Raw genomic sequence first — 21242 nt, forward strand, 5'->3', positions numbered from 1 at the left:
CGGCCCGACACGCGTTCAGTCGTCGCTCTGGCGCATCTCGAGACTCACCTGCTGCGCGTCGAGGCGGCGCTGCGACTCGCGCAGGGCCTCCGAGGAGTAGGCGCCGGCGCGCGCGAGCTCGAGAAGTCGTGCTCGCATCGTCGTGATCGTGAGCAGCTGGAGCTCGCGGGCGAGTATGCCGGCATCCTCGTCGGCCGCCCGTTCGAGGCGCGCGCGGGCCCGTGACACCGCGACCGGATCGAACCTCCCGCCCTCGTCGGTCGTCAGGGTCGGATCGGCCAGCCGCTCGAGCGCCGCGATCCGCAGATCCCGCTCGAGCGCCGCGCGCTCCTCGCGTTCGAGCGTCGCATCGTCGCCGCCGGGGATGCGCAGCATCCGGACGAGGGCGGGAAGGGTCAGCCCCTGCAGCAGCAGGCTGATCACCGCGACGAGGAAGGCGGTGAGGATGAGGAGCTCGCGATCGGGCGTCTCGCGCGGCAGGGTCTGGGCCGCGGCCAGGGTGACGACGCCCCGCATCCCGGCCCAGACGATGATCGTGCCGTGCTTCCACCCGAGCGGAGACGCCTCGTAGTAATCGAGGTCGTTGAACGCTCGGGTGACGCGGTCGCGCATACCCGGGAGTCGGCGCCGGGTGATGCGCGGGTCGCGCCACCGGCGCTCGAAATCGGGCGGGAGGTTCTCGAGCCGCTCCGAGATCTGCTCGAGGCGGTCTCGCTGCCGGCTGCGGGCGCGGCGGCCCTGGACGAACAGCAGCGCCGACACGTACAGGGCGCGGATGAGCAGCAGGATCGCGAGGGCGGCGACCGCGAGCAGCAGCGCCTTGCCGGGACCGCTCTGCTGCCGGTAGTTGTCGTCGAGGATGCCGCGGAGCTCGAGCCCCATGAGAAGGAAGACGCCGCCCTCGAGGATCAGCTCGACCGTCCGCCAATTGATCTCGTCCGAGACGCGCTGCTCCGCCGTGAAGCGTCGAGCCGCGCCCTGACCCGTGGTGATGCCGGCGGTGACGGCGGCGACCAGTCCGGAGCCGCCGAGGTGCTCGGTCGGGAGGTACGCGACGAAGGGGACGACGAAGCCGAGGGCGGTCGCGGCGACCGTGTTCATGCGGGCGCGGATCCACAGGTTGAGCAGGCCCACCAGGATGCCGACCACGACGGCGGCGACGATGCCCCAGACGAACATCCCCACCGTGTCGGCGAACGCGAACCCGCCTGCGATGGCCGCGACGGCGCTCCGGAGCAGCACGAGAGCGGTGGCGTCGTTGAGCAGGCTCTCGCCTTCGAGGATCGTGACGACGCGCGGCGAGATTCCGAGGCGCTTCACGATCGAGGTCGCGACCGCGTCGCTCGGAGACAGGATCGCCCCGAGCGCGACCGCGAGAGGGAACCCCAGCTGCGGCAGCACGAGCATGAGGAAGCCGCCGATGGCGAGCGCGCTGACGACCACGAGGGCGACGGCGAGGCCCGAGATCGAGGGCAGATCGCGTCGGAACTCCACGGCGGGCAGCCGCACGGCCGCCGCATAGAGCAGCGGCGGCAGGACGCCGATGAGGATCCATTCGGGATCGACCTGGATCGGGGGGAAGAACGGGAGCCACGACGCCGCGAGCCCGATCGCCACCAGGATCAGCGGGCCGGCGACCCCGAGGCGCTTCGACAGCGACGTCGAGATCGCCACGACGACGACGCCGAGGATGAGAGCGGGGAGGAGTTCCACGCGTGGCGGTTCAGATGAGACCGAGCGCGCGGACGGCGTCGCGCTCCTCGACGAGCTCGGCGACCGAGGCGCCCAGGCGCGCGCACCCGCGGTCGTCGAGGTCGAGGTCCTCGACGATGCGGTAGCCCGAGCCGTCGCTCGTCACGGGGAAGGAGCAGACGAGGCCCTCGGGCACGCCGTACTCGCCGTGGGAGACGACCGCCGCTGAGGTGCGGCCGCCGCCGGTGCCGAGCAGGTCGTCGCGGACGTGGCGCAGCGCGGCATTGGCCGCCGAGGCCGCCGACGACGAGCCGCGCACCTCGATGATCTCGGCGCCGCGCCTCGCTACGCGCGGAACGAACTCCTCGTCGAGCCAGCGGGTCGCGGCATCCGTGCCCCCCAGACGCTCGGCGAGCAGCTCCGGTGCCGCGCGCCCGCCCACGGTCGCGTGGGCGATATCGGGGAACTGCGTCGCCGAGTGATTGCCCCAGATCGCGACGCCGGTGACGTCGGCGACGGGCGCCTCGAGCCGTGCCGCGAGCTGGGCGACGGCACGCTCGTGGTCGAGACGGGTGAGAGCGGTGAAGCGCTCGGCGGGAACCCCGTCGGCGGATGCCGCGGCGATCAGCGCGTTCGTGTTCGCCGGGTTGCCGACCACCACGACCCGCACGTCCGCGGCGGCCGCCGCGGCGATCGCCGCACCCTGCGGAGCGAAGATGCCGCCGTTCGCCGCGAGCAGGTCGCCCCTCTCCATCCCGGCCGAGCGCGGCCGGGCGCCCACGAGCATCGCGACGTTCGCACCGGCGAAGGCGGCCCGCGGGTCGTCGGTCACCTCGACGGCCTGCAGCAGGGGGAACGCGCCGTCCTGCAGCTCGAGCGCGGTGCCCTCGGCCGCGCGGATGCCGGCGGGGATCTCGAGCAGGCGGAGCCGGACCGGGCGATCGTGCCCGAGCATCTCTCCGGCCGCGACGCGGAACAGCAGCGCGTAGCCGATCTGACCGGCGGCGCCGGTGACGGTGATGGTGGTGGCGTCCATGCCACCGAGCCTATGCCCGGCGTTCCACCGTCGCGAGGCGCAAGTCATCTCATTTGACCTATACGGTCGTATAGTGAATAGTGAAGCTCGCGAAGCCGCACGAGTGGGGCTTCTTGACATCACATCCATGTTCGCTTATATCGGTGACTTACCCATTTGAGCGCTCGAGAAAGAGAAATGCCATGGTCACCTACACACCCGTCGGCCGCGACACCCTCGCCCTCCGCGGCCGGTACGGCTGGCCTGTCGCCGCCGGATCGCTGATCGCGACGGGCGGGGTGCTGCTCACCGCCGCCACCGCGATCGAGGTATGGGTCGGTGTCGCGTCTTCCGCGACCGCCGCGGTGGCCTTCTGGTCGTTCTTCGTCGTGAGCACGATCGCGCACGTAGCGGCGATGTTCCCGCTCGCGCTCGGCGCCGGCGACGGCCGCGGCGCCGCCGGTTCCTCGGTGATCGGCAAGGTCGCGCTGCTCGGCTTCGGCGCGGTCCTCCTCACCAACCAGAGCACATACCTCCTCCGCGCCTATCTCCTGCCGGAGGCCGCCCCCCTGGCGCCGGGCGGTGCGGCCTTCCTCCTCTCCCTCGGTGTCGCTCAATCGCTGTTGTTGGTCGCCGGTGGATTCGCCATCGCGCGGGCCCGGGTCCTGCGAGGGTCCGCGCGCTGGGCGGTGCTGGTGCTGGCTGCGGTCGCGCTCCTGCTCGGCGTCACCATCACCGTCAGCACCGACCTCGATGTCGTGACCACCGCGTACTTCGCCTCCACGATCAGCCAGATCGTCGCCGGCATCCTGATCGCACGAGCGGCCGTCTCCGCGCAGGCGAAGTAGCGTTCTCTCGTGACCCGCAGCTACCACTCGCCGCAACGCCAGGCGGAGGCGGCGTCGACCCGCGCGAGCATCGTCGACGCAGCGGCGCGCCTGTTCGTCCGCGACGGCTACGTCGCCACGTCGGTCAAGGCCATCGCCGCCGAGGCGAGGGTGTCCATTCCGACGGTGAACCTCAACGGGCCGAAGCACGCCCTCCTCATCGCCGCCTTCGAGCGATCGTTCGCGGGAGACGAGGGCCGGCACTCGCTCACCGAGCGCCCCGCGCTCGCCGCCATCATGGCCGAGCCCGACACGGAGCTCGCCATCACTCGATACGTCGACTTCCTCATCGCGGCCAACCAGCGATCCGCCGCCATCGTGCGCGCCATGCTTGCGGCATCCGACAGCGACGACCACGTCCGTGCGGCCTATCGCGATCTGGAGCTGCGCCGCCACCGCGACATGACGCTCGCCGCGGGATGGTTTCTGCAGCGAGGGCGCATCCGCGTCGAGCAGCTCGCGGTGGCGGCCGACGTTCTCGGGCTGATCACCGGCCCCGACCCCTGGACTCACTTCACGGTGGTCCGCGGATGGGATGTCGACGCGTACCGCGCCTGGCTGATCGCGCAGCTCGTCCACCTCGCCGAGAATCTCGGCGCCGGCATCGCAGCCCCGGGGGCGAGAGCGTGAGTCGGTCCGCTCTGCTGTGCAGCATGCCCGCCGTCGGCCACGTCGGCCCGCTGCTGGTCGTCGCGAGGGAGCTGCAGCGACGCGGCTGGCGGGTCCGGATGCTCACCGGAGCCCGCTACGAGTCGATGGTGACCCGCGCGGGCATCGCATTCCACCCTCTCCCTCCCGAGGCCGACACGCTCGACTCGATCGGCGAGGACGACCGCGACCGCGGACTCGCCACGATCAACCGGGGCGTGGAGCGTGCATTCGTCGAGCCCGCCGCTCCGGCCGCCGCGCGGCTCGAGGAGCTGCTGCGTGCCGAGCCTTCCGACGTGGTCCTCCACGACATGACGTTCCTCGGCGTGCAGACGCTCTTCGGGCGCCCCGCGTCCGAGCGGCCCCTCACGGTGATGTGCGGCATCGGACCGGCGGGCTTCTCGAGCAGGGATGCCGCGCCGTACGGCCTCGGCATCACGCCGACCCGACCGCGCGTGGTCAATCGCGTCCGCAACCGGATGCTGGGCGTCACCGCGCGGGCTGTCCTGCGTCCGGTGCACCGGGCGCTCGACCGGTTCCTCGCGGATGTCGGTGCGCCGCCGCTCGACGGCGCCTTCTTCATGGACGCGCTGTCGCGCAGCGATCTGCTCGCGCAGTTCACGGTGCCGGGTTTCGAGTACCCGCGCAGCGACGCCCCCGGGCATCTGCAGTTCTACGGGCCGATGACGGAGCCGTCGGCCGATCGCACCGCGGCGCCACCGTGGTTCGCGGACCTCGATCCGAGTATTCCGCTCGTCCACGTGACCCAGGGCACGGTGGCCAATACGGACTTCCACGAGGTCGTCCTCCCCACCGTGACGGCGCTGGCCGACGAGCCCGTGCAGGTCGCCGTCACCACGGGCGGCCGCGATGTCGCCGACCTCCCGGATCTGCCGCCGAACGCATTCGCCGCGAGCTACCTGCCCTACGATGAGTTGCTCGAGCGCACCCGTGTGCTCGTCACGAACGGCGGGTACGGCGGCCTCCACCACGCCATGCGTCACGGCGTGCCGATCGTCATCGCGGGAGATTCCGAGGACAAGGTCGAGACATCTGCGCGGGTTCAGTACGCCGGCGTGGGAATCAACCTGCGAACCGGCACACCGTCGGCGGACGCCGTCCGGGTGGCCGTGCGGCGCATCCTCGCCGATCCGAGATACGCGGCGAACGCGCGGCGCCTGGGCGACGCGGTCGAGGCCTCCCGCGGAGCCCGGGGCCTCGTCGACGACATCGAGGCGGCGCTCGCGGTGTGATCGCGGACGGTACCGGTGGCAGCGGCAGGCCGGAGCCGCCGGTACCGTGAAAGCATGACTTCCTCCACCGCCGCGGGTACGCGGTGAGCGTGCCGTCGGTGCTGGCCGACGTGCTGTACCCCGACCTCGAGCCGTACGAGACCGGCTTCCTCCTCGTCGGCGACGGCCAGCGCGTCTACTGGGAGCAGTCGGGCAACCCCGACGGCAAGCCCGTCGTCTTCCTCCACGGCGGCCCCGGCGGCGGGACGAGCCCCTGGCATCGGCGGTTCTTCGACCCCGAGAAGTACCGCATCATCCTCTTCGACCAGCGCGGATGCGGCCGCTCGACCCCGCATGCGAGCGACCCCGCCGCCGACCTCCGGTACAACACCACCTGGCATCTCGTCGCCGACATCGATCTGCTGCGACGCAACTTCGGCATCGAGCGATGGATGGTCTTCGGCGGCTCGTGGGGGTCGACGCTCGCCCTGGCCTACGCGCAGACGCACCGCGACGCGGTGACCGAGCTGGTGCTCCGCGGCATCTTCACGCTGCGCCGGCACGAGCTGGAGTGGTTCTACGAGGGCGGTGCCGGCGCGCTCTTCCCCGACCTGTGGGAACGCTTCATCGCACCGATCCCGGTGCTCGAGCGCAGCCGCATGATCGAGGCGTATCACCGGCGGCTGACCGACCCCGACCCGGAGGTCCACGGCCCGGCCGCCCTCGCCTGGACCACGTGGGAGGCCTCGACGATCACCCTGCGGCCCGACCCGGGTCTGGTCGCCTCGATGACCTCGGCCGAGGCGGCGACGGCGTTCGCCCGCATCGAGAACCACTACTTCGTGCACGGCGGGTGGATGCGTGAGGGCCAGCTGGTGGCCGATGCCGCCGCGGGTGCGCTCGCCGGCATCCCCGGAGTGATCGTGCAGGGACGCTACGACGTCTGCACGCCCGTGATGACCGCCTGGGACCTGCACCGCGCGTGGCCCGAGGCCGACTTCGTCGTGGTCGACGACGCCGGGCATTCAGCGGCTGAGCCCGGCATCGCCGCAGCCCTGGTCGCCGCGACGGATCGGTTCGCCGCGGCATCCTGACCGCGAACGCGAGAAGTCGTCGCGACCTGCTGCCTCCCGGGGCGGGAAACAGCGGATCGCGACGACTTCTGAGAGCGGATGCCGCGGGTCAGCGGCTGCTGCGACGTCCGGCGCTGTTCTGGCGGACGACCGAGCCGACCATGAGCTTGCCGCCGGCGCCACCGGTGGAGGAGGCGCGGCGACCGGTGCGGCGCGGGTTGCCGGCGGGCGCGGCATCCCGCGTCTCGCGCGGGGCGCGCTCCGCCGGCTGACCGCCGCGGGCGGGCTGCTGCGCGCCGCGACCCGACTGCTGACCGCGGCTCTGCTGACCGCGACCGCCGGCGCCGCCGTCGCGGGTCTGGCCGCCCTGGCCGGACTGGCCCTGGCCGCCGCGACCGCCGCCCTGGCCGCCGCGGCCGCGACCGCCGGAGCGGCCACCACCCTGCGGGGCGGCGCCGTCGCGGGCATCGCGAGCGGCGCGCTTGCGCTGTGCGTTCGCACCCTGGCTCGTGCCGCGGGGAGTCGCCTCGACCGGGGCCGGGGTGACGTAGGGAGCGACCGTGCCGACGAGCGCGACCACCTCGGGCGAGGTGGCGGTGACCGACTGCGGGGTGACCGCGATGGCGGCCTTGCGCAGCAGATCCTTGACGTCGCGCTCCTGGCCGGGCATGACGAGCGTGACGACCGCGCCCTCGGCGCCGGCGCGGGCGGTGCGGCCCGAGCGGTGCAGGTACGCCTTGTGCTCCATGGGCGGGTCGACATGGACGACGAGCTCGACGTCGTCGACGTGCACACCGCGAGCGGCGACGTCGGTCGCGACGAGCACCTTGGCCGTGCCGGCCGAGAATGCCGCGAGGTTGCGGTCGCGCTGCGGCTGCGAGAGGTTGCCGTGCAGGTCGACTGAGGGGATGCCCTGCGAGGTCAGCTGCTTGGCGAGCTTCTTCGCGGCGTGCTTGGTGCGGGTGAAGAGGATGCGGCGGCCCATACCCGAGGCGAGCGCCTTGACGACGTCCTTCTTCTCCTCGGCGCCGGCGAGGTGGAAGACGTGGTGGGTCATCGCGGCGACGGGGGAGTGCGCCTCGTCGACGGAGTGCAGCACCTCGTTCTGCAGGAAGCGCTTGACCAGCTTGTCCACGCCGTTGTCGAGCGTGGCGCTGAACAGCATGCGCTGTCCGTCGCGCGGCGTCTTGTCGAGGATGCGCGTGACGGCCGGGAGGAAGCCGAGGTCGGCCATGTGGTCGGCCTCGTCGATGACCGTGATCTCGACCGAGTCGAGCGTCAGGTGGCGCTGCTGCAGCAGGTCTTCGAGGCGGCCGGGGCAGGCGACGACGATGTCGACGCCGGCGTTCAGCGCCTGCACCTGGCGGGTCTGGTTCACGCCGCCGAAGATCGTCGTGGTCTTCATGCCGTAGGCCGCCGCGAGCGGGGCCAGGGTCGCGTTGATCTGGGTGGCCAGCTCGCGGGTGGGGGCGAGGACGAGGCCCAGGATGCGGGTCGCGCGACGGGTGCCGCCGGCGAGCTCGCCGCCCAGGCGCGCGGCCATCGGGATCGAGAAGGCGAGCGTCTTGCCCGAGCCGGTCTTGCCGCGTCCGAGGACGTCGCGGCCGGCGAGGGTGTCGGGGAGGGTGTCGACCTGAATCGGGAAGGCCGTGGTCTTGCCGTCCTTCGCGAGGGCGTCGACGAGCGGAGCGGGCACGCCGAGCGTGCGGAAAGTGGTGTCAGTCATGGGGAGTTGTTCTCCGGGCGCACGTCGGCGCCCTGGTCGGTGGCCCGGATGCGGGTGCGCATGCGGGGTCGCCGTACGAAAGTGTCCGCGGGATGCCGGTCGTGACCCGGTGCGCGGAAGGCGTTCTACGACGCGTGCGGCGCGAGCGCGCCACAAGTCCCCCCAGCCTACCAGTGCCCGCCCGTCCGCCGGTCGCCGCCCGGGCGGCCCTCGAGTGCCTGTGGTGCGGTCGCCGCCCTGTGCCTCACGTGCCGCTTGTGCCGCCTGCGCCGCGCGTGCCGGGATGCGAGGTTTCCGACCCGACACGCCGGCTCACCGGCATCCGCTGCGGCGTGTCGGTCCGAATGCCTTGGATCGCGGCACACGGCGGTGGTCCGGCAGGGCGGTGGTCCGGCGAGGCGGTGGTGCGGTGGTGCGGTGGTGCGGTGGTGCGGCTGCAGCTCGGTCCGGCGGGGGACGAAGAGCCGGCAGTCGGTCCGAGCCGGTCGATCGGATGCCGCGGTGCCTGTGCCGGGATGCAAGGTTTCCGACCCGACACGCCGGCTCACCGGCATCCGCTGCGGCGTGTCGGCCAGAATGCCTTGGATCGCGGCACGCGGCGGTGGTCGGACGGGGCGGTGGTCGGACGGGGCGGTGGTCGGACGGGGCGGTGGTCGGACGGGGCGGTGGTCGGACGGGGCGGTGGTCCGACAGCGCGGTGGTGCGGCTGCCGCTCGGCGGGGCACCGCACGGTTCGGAGTCGGCAGTCGGTCGGAGCCGGTGGATCGGATGCCGCGGCGCCTGTGCCGCGATGCAAGGTTCTCGACCCGACATGCCGGCTCACCGGCATCCGCTGCGGCGTGTCGGCTCAGGTCCCTTGCATCAAGGCACGCGCCACGCACGCGCCAGGCGCGCGCCACGCACGCGCCCGGCGCCACCCCGGGGGGAGCGGGTCAGATCAGCGACAGCTCGCGCAGCTTCGCGGCGACGTCGTCGTTGCTCGGCTCGACGTGGTGGGTCGCGTCGGGGTAGACCACGACGGGGATCTGGGTGCGACCGGAGATCTCGCGGGCGACGTCCGCGGCGGCGGGGTCGGCCTCGAGGTCGACGTAGGTGTAGGCGACGCCGAGGTCGTCGAGCTGCGACTTGGTGCGACGGCAATCGCGGCACCAGTCGGCGCCGAACATCGTGATGGTGGCGGCGTCGTCGATGGTGGCGGTCTCGGGAGAAGTCATGATCCCAGGGTACGTCCGCTCAGTACTCAGCGGCTCGGGCGCGCTCGGGGGCGACGGCGAGCGAGGCGTCGACGGGCTGGCGCTTGGGCGCGTACACGACGAGGGCGTGGAAGACGAACCGCACGACGAACGCGGCGATCAGGGTGAGCCCCGCGGCGATGACGCTCGGGATGTGGGCGTTCTCGACGAGCACCCACAGCACCGGTATCCGGATGATCGCCTCGACGTTGTTGAACGTGAACGACTTCACGAATCGCTGCCGCATACTGCCGGACTCGGCGCGCATGTCGGAGAAGACGAGGTACTCGAGCAGCAGGAAGTTGCCGATGATCGTGATCTCGCTCGCGATGATCGACGCCGGCAAGTAGTCCATACCGAGGCGGATGAGCCCCCACATGATGACGAGGTTCGCGATCGCGCCGACGCCGCCGACGAGGGCGAACGCCGACATGCGGCCGAATCGGAGCATGAGCAGCTGCGTCAGGAAGCGGATGCCCTGCGTGAACGACGCCTTCGACGCGCCGGCGAAACGCGATGCGAAGGCGAACGGGACCTCCCCGACGCGCAGGTGGCGCCGGGCGAGGATCTCGAGCAGGATCTTGAACCCGCGCGGCCGGAGCGCATCGATGTCGATGGCGTCGCGATTCACGAGGAAGAATCCGGTCATCGGGTCGCTGCAGTCGCCGAGCTTGCGGGGGAACATCGACTTCGTGAGCAGGGTCGAGGCCCGCGAGACGGTGGTGCGGGTCGCGTCGGCGAGGCCCTTCGAGTCGCCGCCGGCGATGTAGCGCGATGCGACGACGACGTCGACGTCGTCGCGGTCGGCCCGCGCGAGCAGGCGGGGGACGTCCTCGGGCGGATGCTGCAGGTCGCCGTCCATCACGAGGCACCAGTTCGAGGTCGCCGCCCGGAGCCCCTCGACGACGGCGCCGCCGAGTCCGGCGGTGGGCGCGTCGCGGTGGATGAGGCGCACGGGGAAGTCGGCGGTCTGGGCGGCCGCGGCGATGATCTGCGGGGTGTCGTCGGTCGAGTCGTCGACGAAGACGACCTCGAAGAGCCGGTCATCGACCGCGTCGCCGATGCGACGCAGCAGCTCGGCGACGTTCGGACCTTCGTTGAAGGTCGGCACGACGATCGTCAGATCCATGTGTCGCTCGCGTTCTCCTGGCAGGGAACTCTCAGATTAGTGACGATCGGTGAACGGTCGCTGAAGTTGTCCTATGGCTATCCAATGAGCACAGCCGGGGGTATCGTTCCCGGTTCCGCGCCCGCGAGCCGTCAGCCGATCGCACGTTTCAGGTCGTCGACCGTCATCCCGTAGTTGATGCGGATGCAGGGGAGGGCGAGCTTGTCGGTGCCGATCGAGACGTAGCCCTGCTCGATCGTGCGGGCCATCTCGAACCCGGCCGCGGCGACGCCCTCCTTCGCGGTCTCGTTGTAATGGCCGAACGGGTAGGCGACGACCTCCTTCGTGCCGCCGAGGACGCTCGCGGAGGTGTCCAGATCGGTGACGATCTGGTCCTTCGACCAGTTCACGATGCGGCCCTGGCCGTTGTCGCCGGCGGTGTGCATGTCGTGCGTGTGCGACCGCTTGAGCACGTAGGGCGTGAGGTCGGGGCCGGGGCCGTTGACCGTGATGACGAAGGAGGTGGTCATCACCTGGTGCTTCTCCACGAGCGGCACCGCCAGCTCGAGCCACGACGGATCGGCGTCGTCGTCGGTGACGATGACCGAGTGATCGGGCAGGTAGAGGGCGCCGTCGATGAAGGCGCTGAGCTCCGGCCAGGTCGGCAGGTAGAACTGCTGCTCGGAGATGTAGGCCAGGTGCGCGTCCCAGTCGCCGACGTACGCGTAATTGCCGCGCAGCCAGCCCGACTCGCCCTCGGGCTTCGTCGTGAACTGGTGGTACATGAGGATCGGGATGCGGGTCTTCGCCGCCTCGTTGTCGGCGGGGCTCATCCAGGATCCGTAGAGGGTGCGTTGCTGCGCGTCGCAGGCCACGGCATCCGCTCCGTTGATCCGGCCGGGGATGGCGCGGGCGGCAGCGTCGTCGGGCGTCGCGTACCACCCGGCGAACACCTCGCCGTCGCGCGTCGGGATCGGGAGCGACGCGTACAGCGATCCCTGGCTCTCGAGGAGCGGGGCGAGGTCGATGCCCTCGCCCGCGAACGACACGGCGCACGCCGCCGGGTCGGTCGTACCGGCGAGCAGCTGCTGGGCCGGGGTGAGCGGCGTGGGGTCCGGCGTCGGCGTCGGCGTCGTGACCGCGGGCGTCTCGTCGCCGGCGGCCGGGGCGCTCGGCGGTTCGGAGCGCTGCAGGACGGTGACGACGCCCACCGCGGCGACGGCGACGGCGGCGACGACCGCGCCGGTGATCGTCCCGATGAGGATGCGGCGGCGTCGCTGCTGCCGGCGGCTCGTCGATCGTCGTGTCGCGGCCATCGGGTGTCTCCTCACGCGGGCGCGTCGCTGCGCGCTCCGTCCCGCATCCTAAGGCGCCGAAGCCGGGATCCTCTGGTGCCGAGGCCGGGCGGCGAGGAGGATGACGGCATCCGAGTCGATGGGGGATGCCGCCGTGCCGATGTATCTGATCTCGTTTCCGAGCGCCGCGATGGTCGTCGCGGACGATGAGCTGCCCGCGGTGTCGGCCGCGTCGCGAGTCGTCGTCGATGAGGCGCGTGCTGCCGGTGTGTGGGTGTTCGGCGGCGGAATCGACGGGTCAGTGCCGCCCGTTCGTGTCGACGCCGACGGCGTGGCGGTCGCCGGCACCTACGAGCAGACGCGGAGCCTCGAGGGCGGCTACGCGGTTCTCGACCTTCCGACCGTCGAGGACGCGCACGCGTGGGCGGCGAAGCTCGCTGCGGCGTGCCGGTGCGCGCAGGAGGTGCGGCTCTTCGGCGACGGTGCGGGCACCTGATCTGCGCGGCGCCTGTCTCAGCGCCGTAGTCCGGCTCGCTCGCTTCCGACAACCCCCTTCGCCGAGGCGCCGGGGTCGGGATAGTCCTGGGGCATGAGCAGCCCCGGCATGCGCGGTGAGAAGAGAGGCCGTGTGCGGATCGGCATCTCCGGCTGGCGTTACCCGAGCTGGCGCGGCGACTTCTACCCGCCCGGCCTCGTGCAGCGACGGGAGCTGTCATACGTCGGCGAGCGGATGACGACCGCCGAGGTGAACGGCTCGTTCTATTCGCTGCAGCGGCCGGAGAGCTACTGCCGGTGGCGGAGCGAGGTGCCGGCGTCGTTCGTCTTCGCGGTGAAGGGCTCGCGCTACGTGACGCACATGCTGCGGCTGCGCGGTGTGGAGACGGCGCTGGCGAACTTCTTCGCGTCGGGCGTGCTCGCCCTCGGAGATCAGCTCGGGCCGGTGCTGTGGCAGCTGCCCGAGCGAGAGGCGTTCGATCGCGACGTGCTCGAGGAGTTCCTGGCCGTCCTGCCGCGGACGATGTCCGCAGCGCTCGCGCTCGCCGAGCGCCACGATGAGCGGTTGGACGGGCGCGCCTGGCTGCAGATCGACGAGGACCGTCCGATCCGGCACGCGCTCGAGCCGCGCTCGGAGACCTTCGGAACCCCGGATGCCGTCGCCGTCCTGCGTCGCACCGGCACCGCCCTCGTCGTTGCCGACACGGCGGGGCGCTGGCCCCGGTTCGACGAGGTCACGGCGGACCACGTCTACGTGCGGTTGCACGGGGCGACCGATCTCTACGCGAGCGGGTACACCGAGGCCGAGCTCGCGACGTGGGCGAAACGGATCCGGGGATGGGCGGACGGCTCGGATGCGCCGGACGGACGTCCGCGCGACGTCTGGGTCTACTTCGACAACGACGCTCGCGGTCACGCCCCGCACGACGCGGTGGCGCTCGCGGCGCGCGTGGCCGCGTCGTACGGGGGATGACGGATGCCGCGTGTGCTCGGGGAGCGCGTCGCCTGTCAGTAGGCGGCGGACTGCCCGCCGTCGATCGGCAGCACCGTCGCATTGACGTACGAGGCGTCGTCCGAGAGCAGGAAGGCGACGACCGCCGCGATCTCGGGAGCCTCGCCGTACCGCTTGGTCGGGTTGGCCTGGATGAACTCCTCGGCGGCCTTGCGGGGGTTGTCGGGGTCGATCTGCTTCATCGAGTTCTCGACCATCGGTGTCCAGATGGCTCCGGGGGCGATCGCGTTCAGGCGAACGCCGTACCGGCCGTACTCGACGGCGGAGTTGCGCGTGAGGCCGACGACGCCGTGCTTGGCGGCGGCGTAGCCGGACTGGTTGCCGACGCCCCGGATGCCACCGACGCTCGCGGTGTTCACGACGGAGCCCGAGCCCTGCTCGCGCATGATCGGCAGCACCTTCTCGAGCCCGAGGAAGACGCCGCGCAGGTTGATCGCCACGACCTTGTCGAACTCGTCGGCGGTGAAGTCCTCGGTGAGGTTCTGCTTGCCCTCGATGCCGGCGTTGTTGAAGAAGCCGTCGATGCGGCCGAACTCGTTCTTCGCCGCGTCGACGTAGTCCTGCACCTGCGCCTCGTCCGACACGTCGGCGACGGTCGTGATGACGCGGGCATCGGGTGCGACCTCGCGGATGGCGTCGACCGTGGCGGCGAGGCCCGGTTCCGACACGTCGACGAGCGCGAGGTTCGCGCCTTCTGTCGCCAGTCGCACTGCGGTGGCTCGACCCAAGCCGGAACCGCCTCCGGTGATGAGGATGGTCTTGTCGGTGAAACGGGCGTCCGTCATATCTGCCTCCTGGGCTCGAGATGCGACGATCAGCGCCCCGTCGCGTGGAGCGCCGGTCGGGCCGGCCGTCGTGGGCCGACCGTCGTCAACGCTACGTCGCTGCGCGCCCACGGGCACGGGGTTGCGGCGGTCCGCCGCGGCACCTACCGTCGCGCGCGCCCGATGCTCGTCTGAGTCCGGCCGCCCGGCGGCGCTTGTCGGCGCTTATGCTCGGGCCGTGACCGCGCCAGCTGCGACACCGTGGGTGTGCCCCACCTGCGGTGATGCGCTGCGCTTCGAGATCCTCGACGACGAGTCCTTTCTCGTCGCGTGGTCATGCCTGACCTGCGGACTCGTCCGGATGAGCGAGCCCGGGCAGACCGGCTGAGCCAGGGCAAAGCAAAACCCCCGCCATGTAGAAGCTAGGCGAGGGTTTCTGGGACCGTTGTAACGACGGTCCGTGTGGCTCCGACGGGCGTCGATCCCGTGACCTCACGATTTTCAGTCGTGCGCTCTACCAACTGAGCTACAGAGCCGCATGGCTTCGAAAAAGCCACGTCCTACACGACAGGCCCTCTGGAAACCAAAGGGCCCGTCGCTTGAGAGCGACCCTGACGGGACTTGAACCCGCGACCTCCGCCGTGACAGGGCGGCACGCTAACCAACTGCGCTACAGGGCCATGCTTATTCAATTGTGGGTGTGACCCCAACGGGATTCGAACCCGTGCTACCGCCGTGAAAGGGCGGCGTCCTAGGCCGCTAAACGATGGGGCCGAGTGAGTCCCAGAGGATCACGCTTACCGAGGGTCAAGCATACGAGAACTTTCGCGAATGTGCGAATCGAGGGCGCGGCGTCCCCCGATCGGGCGTGTCGCACGGTCAGACTGAGCCGAGTCGCGCGATCGGATGCCGGCATCCCGACGCTTTGGTCCTGTGACGTGTGTTGCTACTGTGAACGGAGTTGTTCACGCGATAGGGAAGGTCACCCGCGTGCGATCCGAAAGCCTGGAATCCCCCGAAGAGTGCGGCTGCGCGCCGACTCCTGCCGAACGCAGCAGACTGGCGCAGCTCATCTCGCGGCGCGGCGCGCTCGGACTCGGAGCCGTCGGCTTCGTGGCAGCGACCGCGTTCCTGGCACCCGGCGGCATCCCGTCGGCGTTCGGCATCGAGGGGTATCCCTCGTGGGACGACGTGCAGAGGGCGAAGAACAACGAGGCCGCCAAGGGCAGCGAGATCGCCCGCATCGAGCAGCTCATCGCCGACCTCACCGCCGACGTCGCGAACAAGCAGGCCGAAGCCGAGCGCCTCGGCCAGGAGTACGCCGTCGCGCAGTCCGCCTACGAGGACGCCGTCTACCGCGCCGAGTCGCTGCAGTCGCAGGCCGACGCGCAGGCCGCCGCCGCGACCGAGACTGCCCGCCGCGCCGGCAAGCTCGCCGCGCAGCTCTACCGCAACGGCGGCGACGACACGAGCCTCAAGCTCTTCTTCTCGGACTCCGCAGCCTCGGCCGACGACCTGCTCGCGCGCCTGGGCACGATGGACAAGCTCCTGCAGACGAACCGCGGCGTCTACGCCGACGCGGTCGCCGCCCGCGACACGGCGCAGAGCCTCAGCGACCAGGCGAGCGTCGCCCGCGACGAGCGCGACCGCCTGAAGCAGGAGGCCGAGCAGAAGCTCATCGCGGCGCAGAACGCGGCCCAGGCCGCGCAGGAGGCCCTCGCCGCGCAGACCGAGCACATGGCGACGCTGCAGGCGCAGCTCGCCGCCCTCAAGGACGAGACCGCCGCGACCGTGGCCGGCTACCAGGCCGGTGTCGAGGAGGAGCGTCGTCGCGAAGAAGAGCGCAAGCGCCGCGAGCGCGAAGAAGCAGCGCGCCGCGCCGCCGAGGAGGAGCGCCGGCGCCAGGAGGCCGCCGCGGCGGCTGCCGCAGCCAACAGCGGTGGCGGAGGCGGCGGTGGCGGCAACTCCGGCGGCGGAGGCGGCGGCGGTGGCAACTCCGGCGGTGGCGGCGGCGGCGGCGCAGGCCAGGTCCAGCCGTCGGGCTGGGTGCGCCCGGGTCCCGGCTACATCAGCTCGTGGTTCGGCAACCGCGGCACGATCTGCTCGAGCGCCGGCTGCACGACCGGACACCGCGGCATCGACTTCGCCGGCGGCTGCTCCGCCCCCATCTACGCCGCGGCGTCGGGCACCGTCGTGCACGCCGCCTGGACGGGCGACTGGGGCAACTACATCAAGGTCGACCACGGCGGCGGCATCGTCTCGGCCTACGCGCACATCCAGAACGGCGGCTACGCCGTCGGCTGGGGTCAGCGCGTCTCGGCCGGTCAGGTCATCGCGTACGCCGGCAACACCGGCGTCTCGGCCGGCTGCCACCTGCACTTCGAGATCTACCAGAACGGCACCCGGATCGATCCGGCGCCGTTCCTGCGCAACCGCGGCATCTCGGTCTGACGCCGGCCCGGTTCCGCAAAACAGCGAGGGGCGGATGCTGCAGCATCCGCCCCTCGCTTCAGCCTCTGATCAGAGGGAGTTGGGCGCTTCGCCCTCACCCTGCGTCTTGGTCTGGCCCTCGTGCTCCTCGAAGCGGTCGAACGCCTCGCCCACGAGGCGCTCGGCCTCGGCGGCGTTCGCCCACTCGTCGACCTTGACCCACTTGTTCGGCTCGAGGTCCTTGTAGTGCTCGAAGAAGTGACCGATCTCGTTCCTGGTCCACTCGTCGATGTCGTCGACGTCCTGGATGTGCGCCCAGCGCGGGTCCTTCGCCAGCACGGCCACGACCTTGTCGTCGCCGCCGGCCTCGTCGCTCATCTTCAGCACGGCGACGGGGCGGACCTTCGCCAGCACGCCCGGGTAGATGTCGCGGTCGAGGAGGACGAGCACGTCGAGCGGGTCGCCGTCCTCGCCGAGGGTGTTCTCGAAGAAGCCGTAGTTGCTGGGGTATCCCATCGGCGTGAACAGCACGCGGTCGAGGAAGACCCGGCCGGTGCCGTGGTCGACTTCGTACTTCACGCGGCTGCCGCGGGGGATCTCGATGACGGCGTCGTACGCGCCCATACCTGTGCTCCTTCGATAAGACGGTGGGATGCCGCGACCAGCCTACTGGCGACCGGCCGCCCGCCCGGGCAGCCCGTTCTCAGGAGACCCCGGGCCTCACCGGCCGAGCGGACGGATGGGCCGGCGGGATTCCTGAGATCGTGCCCGTGCGACGGCGCGCTGCCAGATGCCAGCCGGTGCTGCCGGGCGACCGGACGCTCCCGCCGGCGCCCGCCCCGCCCCGCCGGCAGCCGCCGCAGGCACGATCTCAGGAGACCCCGAGGTGCGCGGCGCGTGTGGGGACGCTCGACCGGCAATCCTCCTGAGATCGTGCACGCGATCGGGAGGCAAAGACCGGGCGGATACGGTGGGCTGGTGCCGAGCCTCGACCCCGCCATCGCCGAGATCCGCCGCGCCGTCCGCGCTGCGCTGAGCTCGCTCACCGCGGGCTCGACGGTGCTCGTCGCCCTCTCGGGCGGTGCCGACTCGCTGGCCCTCGCCGCCGCGACGGCGTTCGAGGCGCCGAAGCTCGGGTTGCGCGCGGCATCCGTCACGGTCGACCACGGCCTCCAGTCGGGCTCGGACGCGGCGGCCCTCGCGGCCGCCCGCGCCGCTGCCGCGCTCGGCCTCGACCCGCTCGTCGTCCGCGTCGAGGTGGGCACCGAGGGCGGCCCGGAGGCCGCCGCCCGCGAGGCGCGCAGGCGGGCTCTCCGCGACGCGGCTCGGGGTGCCGGCGCCGCCGCCGTGCTGCTGGGACACACGCTCGACGACCAGGCCGAGACGGTGCTCCTCGGGCTCGCGCGCGGCGCGGGCGCGACGAGCCTGGGGGGCATGGCCGCCGACCGCGCCGACGATGAGACCGGCGTGCGCTGGCTGCGTCCGCTGCTCGCGGTGCGCCGCGCGACGACCGCCGCCGCGTGCGGCGCGGCCGGGCTCACTCCGTGGCGAGATCCGCACAACAGCGACGACCGATTCCGCCGGGTGCGCGTCCGCGAGCGGGTGCTGCCCGTGCTCGAGACGGAGCTCGGACCGGGCATCGCCGAGGCCCTCGCGCGCACGGCCGAGCAGCTTCGCGAGGACGCGCAGGCCTTCGACGACATGATCGCCGAGACCATTGAGGACATCGTCGAGCCCGCCGAGGCCGGCATCGCCGTCTCGGTGGCCGCACTCGCCGCCAATCCGCCGGCGCTTCGTCACCGCATCATCCGTCATGTCGTGCAGAGCGAGTTCCACGAGAGTCTCACGCGGGCGCAGACCCTCGAGGTCGCCCGCCTCGTCACCGACTACCGCGGGCAGGGACCGATCGACCTCCCCGGATGCCGCGCCCGCCGCACCGGACGGCTCATTGAGTTCTCGGCCGCGCCCGGCGCCGCCTAAACTCGTCGCATGCGTGCCGCCGAGATCGCCGACCAGCTGACCGACGTCCTCGTCACGGAGGAGCAGATCCAGGCGAAGCTCGTCGAGCTCGCCGAGCGGGTCGAGGCCGACTACGCGGGCAAGGAGCTGATCCTCGTCGGCGTCCTGAAGGGCGCGGTCATGGTGATGGCGGACTTCGCCCGCGCCCTCAAGCGCGACATCACGATGGACTGGATGGCCGTCTCCTCGTACGGGGCCAGCACCAAATCGAGCGGCGTCGTGCAGATCCGCAAGGACCTCGACGCCGACCTGCACGGCAAGCACGTGCTGATCGTCGAGGACATCATCGACTCGGGTCTGACCCTCAGCTGGCTCCTCGAGAACTTCCAGTCGCGCGGCGCCGAGTCGCTCGAGGTGCTCGCGCTCCTGCGCAAGCCCGAGGCCGCGAAGGTCGAGATCGACTGCCGCTACGTCGGCTTCGACATCCCGAACGACTTCGTCGTCGGCTACGGCCTCGACTACGCCGAGAAGTACCGCAACCTCCGCGACGTCGCGATCCTCGCCCCGCACGTCTACAGCTGATCCATCCCGGTACGCCCAAAACGAACGCACAGACCCCCCATAGTCCGCGCGGGGTAGCCTGATCGCACCATGGACGTCAAGAAAGTCACGCGCAACCCGCTGGTGTACGTGCTCCTCATCGGCGCGCTCCTGCTGATCGGCTTCATGCTGATCTCCAGCCTGACGGGCGCGAAGCAGATCACCACCCAGCAGGGATTCGAGCTGCTCCGCGGCGACACGGTCACCGAGGTGCAGACCACCGATGGCGACCAGCGCGTCGACTTGACGCTCGCGCAGCCCTTCGAGGGCTCGAATCAGGTGCAGTTCTACTACACCTCCGCGCGCGCCGACGAGGTCGTCTCGGCCATCGACGCCGCGAACCCGTCGGACGGGTTCAACGACCTCGTGCCGCGGCCGTCGTGGTTCGACGGCTTCCTCTCGCTCCTGCTGCCCCTCGTGCTGCTGGGCCTGCTGTTCTGGTTCCTCATGTCGAGCGCCCAGGGCGGCGGCAGCAAGGTCATGCAGTTCGGCAAGTCGCGCGCCAAGCTCGTCACGAAGGAGACGCCCACCGTCACCTTCACCGACGTCGCCGGCTCCGACGAGGCGATCGAAGAGATGCAGGAGATCAAGGACTTCCTGAAGGACCCCTCGAAGTTCCAGGCCGTCGGCGCCCGCATCCCGAAGGGCGTGCTGCTGTACGGTCCCCCGGGAACCGGAAAGACGCTGCTCGCGCGCGCCGTCGCCGGCGAGGCGGGCGTGCCGTTCTACTCGATCTCGGGCTCGGACTTCGTCGAGATGTTCGTCGGCGTCGGCGCGAGCCGCGTCCGCGACCTCTTCAAGGAGGCGAAGGAGAACGCGCCCGCCATCATCTTCATCGACGAGATCGACGCCGTCGGACGCCACCGCGGCGCCGGCATGGGCGGCGGGCACGACGAGCGCGAGCAGACGCTGAACCAGATGCTCGTCGAGATGGACGGGTTCGACCCGAAGGTCTCGGTGCTCGTGATCGCCGCGACGAACCGCCCCGACATCCTCGACCCCGCGCTCCTGCGTCCGGGCCGCTTCGACCGTCAGATCGGCGTCGACGCCCCCGACCTCAAGGGGCGCCAGAAGATCCTCGAGGTCCACGGCCGCGGCAAGCCGCTCTCGCCCTCGGTCGACCTCGCCGTCATCGCCCGCAAGACCCCCGGCTTCACCGGTGCCGATCTCGCCAACGTCCTGAACGAGGCGGCGCTGCTGACGGCGCGCTCCGATGCGCAGCTCATCGACATGCGCGCCCTCGACGAGGCGATCGACCGCGTCATCGCCGGTCCGCAGCGGCGCACGCGCGTCATGAAGGACAAGGAGAAGCTCATCACGGCGTACCACGAGGGCGGCCACGCCCTCGCCGCCGCGGCGATGAACCACTCCGATCCGGTGACGAAGGTCACGATCCTCCCGCGCGGCAAGGCGCTCGGCTACACGATGGTGCTGCCGCTCGAAGACAAGTACTCCGTCACGCGCAACGAGCTGCAGGACCAGCTCACCTACGCGATGGGCGGACGCGTCGCCGAGGAGGTCGTGTTCCACGACCCCACCACGGGGGCATCGAACGACATCGAGAAGGCCACGGGCATCGCCCGCAAGATGGTCACCGAGTACGGCATGACCACCGAGGTCGGCCCCGTCAAGCTCGGTTCCTCGTCGGGCGAGGTGTTCATGGGCCGCGACATGGGTCACGGCCGCGACTTCTCCGAGCGCATCGCGGAGCGCGTCGACGCCGAGGTGCGCCTTCTCATCGAGCAGGCCCACAACGAGGCGTACGAGGTCATCAACGCCAACCGCGACGTCCTCGACAAGCTGGCGCTCGCCCTCCTCGAGGAGGAGACGCTCGACCACCTGCAGCTCGCCGAGATCTTCGCGGACATCAAGAAGCTCCCGCCGCGCCCGCAGTGGCTCTCGAGCGACGACCGCCCCGTCTCGAGCCTGCCCCCGATCGACGTCCCGAAGCGTCGCGAGGAGGCCGGTCTGGCCGCATCCGCCGTCGCCGAGACCGAGGCCGAGGCCGCCGCCGAGCGCTCGCCGCAGCGTCGCCCCTCCGGGCAGGCGCGACCCGCGACCGCGTAGGCTCGCC

General features: G+C 71.2%; 19 protein-coding genes and 3 tRNA genes. 11 read left to right on the top strand and 11 right to left on the bottom strand.

Features of this window, described 5'->3' with window-relative positions; genetic code table 11:
- Nucleotides 1-15: 15 nt before the first annotated feature.
- Complete coding sequence (locus tag F6B42_RS02800) at nt 16-1713, bottom strand: cation:proton antiporter (RefSeq protein WP_150418062.1); 1698 nt, start codon at nt 1711-1713, stop codon at nt 16-18.
- Nucleotides 1714-1723: 10 nt separating this feature from the next.
- Nucleotides 1724-2728, bottom strand: coding sequence for a malate dehydrogenase (locus F6B42_RS02805; RefSeq protein ID WP_150418063.1), 1005 nt, complete (start codon nt 2726-2728; stop codon nt 1724-1726).
- Between the two features lie 182 nt (nt 2729-2910).
- Here F6B42_RS02805 and F6B42_RS02810 point away from each other — a divergent pair, with 182 nt between their 5' ends.
- From F6B42_RS02810 to pip, 4 genes are all read left to right on the top strand, one after another.
- Nucleotides 2911-3555 (top strand): hypothetical protein, encoded by a 645-nt coding sequence (locus tag F6B42_RS02810; RefSeq protein ID WP_150418064.1) that lies wholly within the window; start codon nt 2911-2913, stop codon nt 3553-3555.
- A 9-nt stretch (nt 3556-3564) separates the two neighbouring features.
- Nucleotides 3565-4224 carry a TetR/AcrR family transcriptional regulator gene (locus F6B42_RS02815; protein ID WP_150418065.1) on the top strand — a complete coding sequence of 220 codons (660 nt, stop codon included), beginning with the start codon at nt 3565-3567 and terminating at the stop codon, nt 4222-4224.
- A 23-nt stretch (nt 4225-4247) separates the two neighbouring features.
- Nucleotides 4248-5495: a glycosyltransferase gene (locus tag F6B42_RS02820; RefSeq protein WP_191089246.1), complete on the top strand. Its 1248-nt coding sequence runs from the start codon at nt 4248-4250 to the stop codon at nt 5493-5495.
- A gap of 83 nt (nt 5496-5578) precedes the next feature.
- Nucleotides 5579-6568: a prolyl aminopeptidase gene (pip, locus tag F6B42_RS02825; protein ID WP_150418067.1), complete on the top strand. Its 990-nt coding sequence runs from the start codon at nt 5579-5581 to the stop codon at nt 6566-6568.
- An 88-nt stretch (nt 6569-6656) separates the two neighbouring features.
- Here pip and F6B42_RS02830 read toward each other — a convergent pair whose 3' ends face one another.
- From F6B42_RS02830 to F6B42_RS02850, 4 genes are all read right to left on the bottom strand, one after another.
- Complete coding sequence (locus F6B42_RS02830) at nt 6657-8273, bottom strand: DEAD/DEAH box helicase (protein WP_150418068.1); 1617 nt, start codon at nt 8271-8273, stop codon at nt 6657-6659.
- A gap of 932 nt (nt 8274-9205) precedes the next feature.
- Nucleotides 9206-9487: a glutaredoxin family protein gene (locus F6B42_RS02840; protein WP_150418070.1), complete on the bottom strand. Its 282-nt coding sequence runs from the start codon at nt 9485-9487 to the stop codon at nt 9206-9208.
- A 19-nt stretch (nt 9488-9506) separates the two neighbouring features.
- Complete coding sequence (locus tag F6B42_RS02845) at nt 9507-10634, bottom strand: glycosyltransferase (protein WP_150418071.1); 1128 nt, start codon at nt 10632-10634, stop codon at nt 9507-9509.
- Nucleotides 10635-10765: 131 nt separating this feature from the next.
- Nucleotides 10766-11929 (bottom strand): polysaccharide deacetylase family protein, encoded by a 1164-nt coding sequence (locus tag F6B42_RS02850; RefSeq protein WP_150418072.1) that lies wholly within the window; start codon nt 11927-11929, stop codon nt 10766-10768.
- A gap of 133 nt (nt 11930-12062) precedes the next feature.
- Between F6B42_RS02850 and F6B42_RS02855 the strand changes: the two genes are divergently transcribed.
- Both F6B42_RS02855 and F6B42_RS02860 read left to right on the top strand, forming a co-directional pair.
- Nucleotides 12063-12404, top strand: coding sequence for a YciI family protein (locus F6B42_RS02855; protein WP_150418639.1), 342 nt, complete (start codon nt 12063-12065; stop codon nt 12402-12404).
- A 93-nt stretch (nt 12405-12497) separates the two neighbouring features.
- Nucleotides 12498-13376, top strand: coding sequence for a DUF72 domain-containing protein (locus F6B42_RS02860; protein WP_223878302.1), 879 nt, complete (start codon nt 12498-12500; stop codon nt 13374-13376).
- 35 nt (nt 13377-13411) lie between these two features.
- Here F6B42_RS02860 and F6B42_RS02865 read toward each other — a convergent pair whose 3' ends face one another.
- Nucleotides 13412-14200: a glucose 1-dehydrogenase gene (locus F6B42_RS02865; RefSeq protein ID WP_150418073.1), complete on the bottom strand. Its 789-nt coding sequence runs from the start codon at nt 14198-14200 to the stop codon at nt 13412-13414.
- A 217-nt stretch (nt 14201-14417) separates the two neighbouring features.
- Here F6B42_RS02865 and F6B42_RS14785 point away from each other — a divergent pair, with 217 nt between their 5' ends.
- The gene (locus F6B42_RS14785; RefSeq protein WP_191089247.1) at nt 14418-14567 is read left to right on the top strand and encodes a hypothetical protein; all 150 of its coding nucleotides are present in this window, start codon (nt 14418-14420) and stop codon (nt 14565-14567) included.
- 75 nt (nt 14568-14642) lie between these two features.
- On the opposite strand, the gene F6B42_RS02870 is transcribed toward F6B42_RS14785, so the two are convergent.
- The 3 genes from F6B42_RS02870 to F6B42_RS02880 all read right to left on the bottom strand — a co-directional run bounded on the left by F6B42_RS02870 (nt 14643) and on the right by F6B42_RS02880 (nt 14953).
- Nucleotides 14643-14715: transfer RNA gene (locus F6B42_RS02870), tRNA-Phe, on the bottom strand.
- Between the two features lie 70 nt (nt 14716-14785).
- A tRNA-Asp gene (locus F6B42_RS02875) sits at nt 14786-14859 on the bottom strand.
- A 21-nt stretch (nt 14860-14880) separates the two neighbouring features.
- Nucleotides 14881-14953 (bottom strand) — tRNA-Glu (locus tag F6B42_RS02880).
- Nucleotides 14954-15169: 216 nt separating this feature from the next.
- On the opposite strand from F6B42_RS02880, the gene F6B42_RS02885 reads away from it, so the two are divergent.
- A complete protein-coding gene (locus F6B42_RS02885; protein WP_223878303.1) occupies nt 15170-16630 on the top strand; it encodes a M23 family metallopeptidase in 1461 nt (486 codons plus the stop codon).
- Nucleotides 16631-16699: 69 nt separating this feature from the next.
- On the opposite strand, the gene F6B42_RS02890 is transcribed toward F6B42_RS02885, so the two are convergent.
- Nucleotides 16700-17233 carry an inorganic diphosphatase gene (locus tag F6B42_RS02890; RefSeq protein WP_150418075.1) on the bottom strand — a complete coding sequence of 178 codons (534 nt, stop codon included), beginning with the start codon at nt 17231-17233 and terminating at the stop codon, nt 16700-16702.
- Between the two features lie 354 nt (nt 17234-17587).
- On the opposite strand from F6B42_RS02890, the gene tilS reads away from it, so the two are divergent.
- From tilS to ftsH, 3 genes are all read left to right on the top strand, one after another.
- On the top strand, nt 17588-18589 hold the full coding sequence (gene tilS / locus F6B42_RS02895; RefSeq protein WP_150418076.1) for a tRNA lysidine(34) synthetase TilS: 1002 nt from the start codon (nt 17588-17590) through the stop codon (nt 18587-18589).
- A gap of 9 nt (nt 18590-18598) precedes the next feature.
- Nucleotides 18599-19150, top strand: coding sequence for a hypoxanthine phosphoribosyltransferase (gene hpt, locus F6B42_RS02900; protein WP_150418077.1), 552 nt, complete (start codon nt 18599-18601; stop codon nt 19148-19150).
- 69 nt (nt 19151-19219) lie between these two features.
- Complete coding sequence (gene ftsH / locus F6B42_RS02905; protein ID WP_150418078.1) at nt 19220-21235, top strand: ATP-dependent zinc metalloprotease FtsH; 2016 nt, start codon at nt 19220-19222, stop codon at nt 21233-21235.
- Nucleotides 21236-21242: the final 7 nt, after the last annotated feature.

The organism is Microbacterium radiodurans, from assembly GCF_008710705.1.
GTDB classification, from domain to species: Bacteria; Actinomycetota; Actinomycetes; order Actinomycetales; family Microbacteriaceae; genus Microbacterium; species Microbacterium radiodurans.

Excerpts from the sequence above, each read along its gene's own strand:
- F6B42_RS02805 (WP_150418063.1), bottom strand. The coding sequence starts at position 2,728 with ATGGACGCCACCACCATCACCGTCACCGGCGCCGCCGGTCAGATCGGC.
- F6B42_RS02810 (WP_150418064.1), top strand. The coding sequence starts at position 2,911 with ATGGTCACCTACACACCCGTCGGCCGCGACACCCTCGCCCTCCGCGGC.
- F6B42_RS02820 (WP_191089246.1), top strand. The coding sequence starts at position 4,248 with ATGCCCGCCGTCGGCCACGTCGGCCCGCTGCTGGTCGTCGCGAGGGAG.
- F6B42_RS02830 (WP_150418068.1), bottom strand. The coding sequence starts at position 8,273 with ATGACTGACACCACTTTCCGCACGCTCGGCGTGCCCGCTCCGCTCGTC.
- F6B42_RS02840 (WP_150418070.1), bottom strand. The coding sequence starts at position 9,487 with ATGACTTCTCCCGAGACCGCCACCATCGACGACGCCGCCACCATCACG.
- F6B42_RS02845 (WP_150418071.1), bottom strand. The coding sequence starts at position 10,634 with ATGGATCTGACGATCGTCGTGCCGACCTTCAACGAAGGTCCGAACGTC.
- F6B42_RS02850 (WP_150418072.1), bottom strand. The coding sequence starts at position 11,929 with ATGGCCGCGACACGACGATCGACGAGCCGCCGGCAGCAGCGACGCCGC.
- F6B42_RS02860 (WP_223878302.1), top strand. The coding sequence starts at position 12,498 with ATGAGCAGCCCCGGCATGCGCGGTGAGAAGAGAGGCCGTGTGCGGATC.
- F6B42_RS02865 (WP_150418073.1), bottom strand. The coding sequence starts at position 14,200 with ATGACGGACGCCCGTTTCACCGACAAGACCATCCTCATCACCGGAGGC.
- F6B42_RS02890 (WP_150418075.1), bottom strand. The coding sequence starts at position 17,233 with ATGGGCGCGTACGACGCCGTCATCGAGATCCCCCGCGGCAGCCGCGTG.
- hpt (WP_150418077.1), top strand. The coding sequence starts at position 18,599 with ATGCGTGCCGCCGAGATCGCCGACCAGCTGACCGACGTCCTCGTCACG.
- ftsH (WP_150418078.1), top strand. The coding sequence starts at position 19,220 with ATGGACGTCAAGAAAGTCACGCGCAACCCGCTGGTGTACGTGCTCCTC.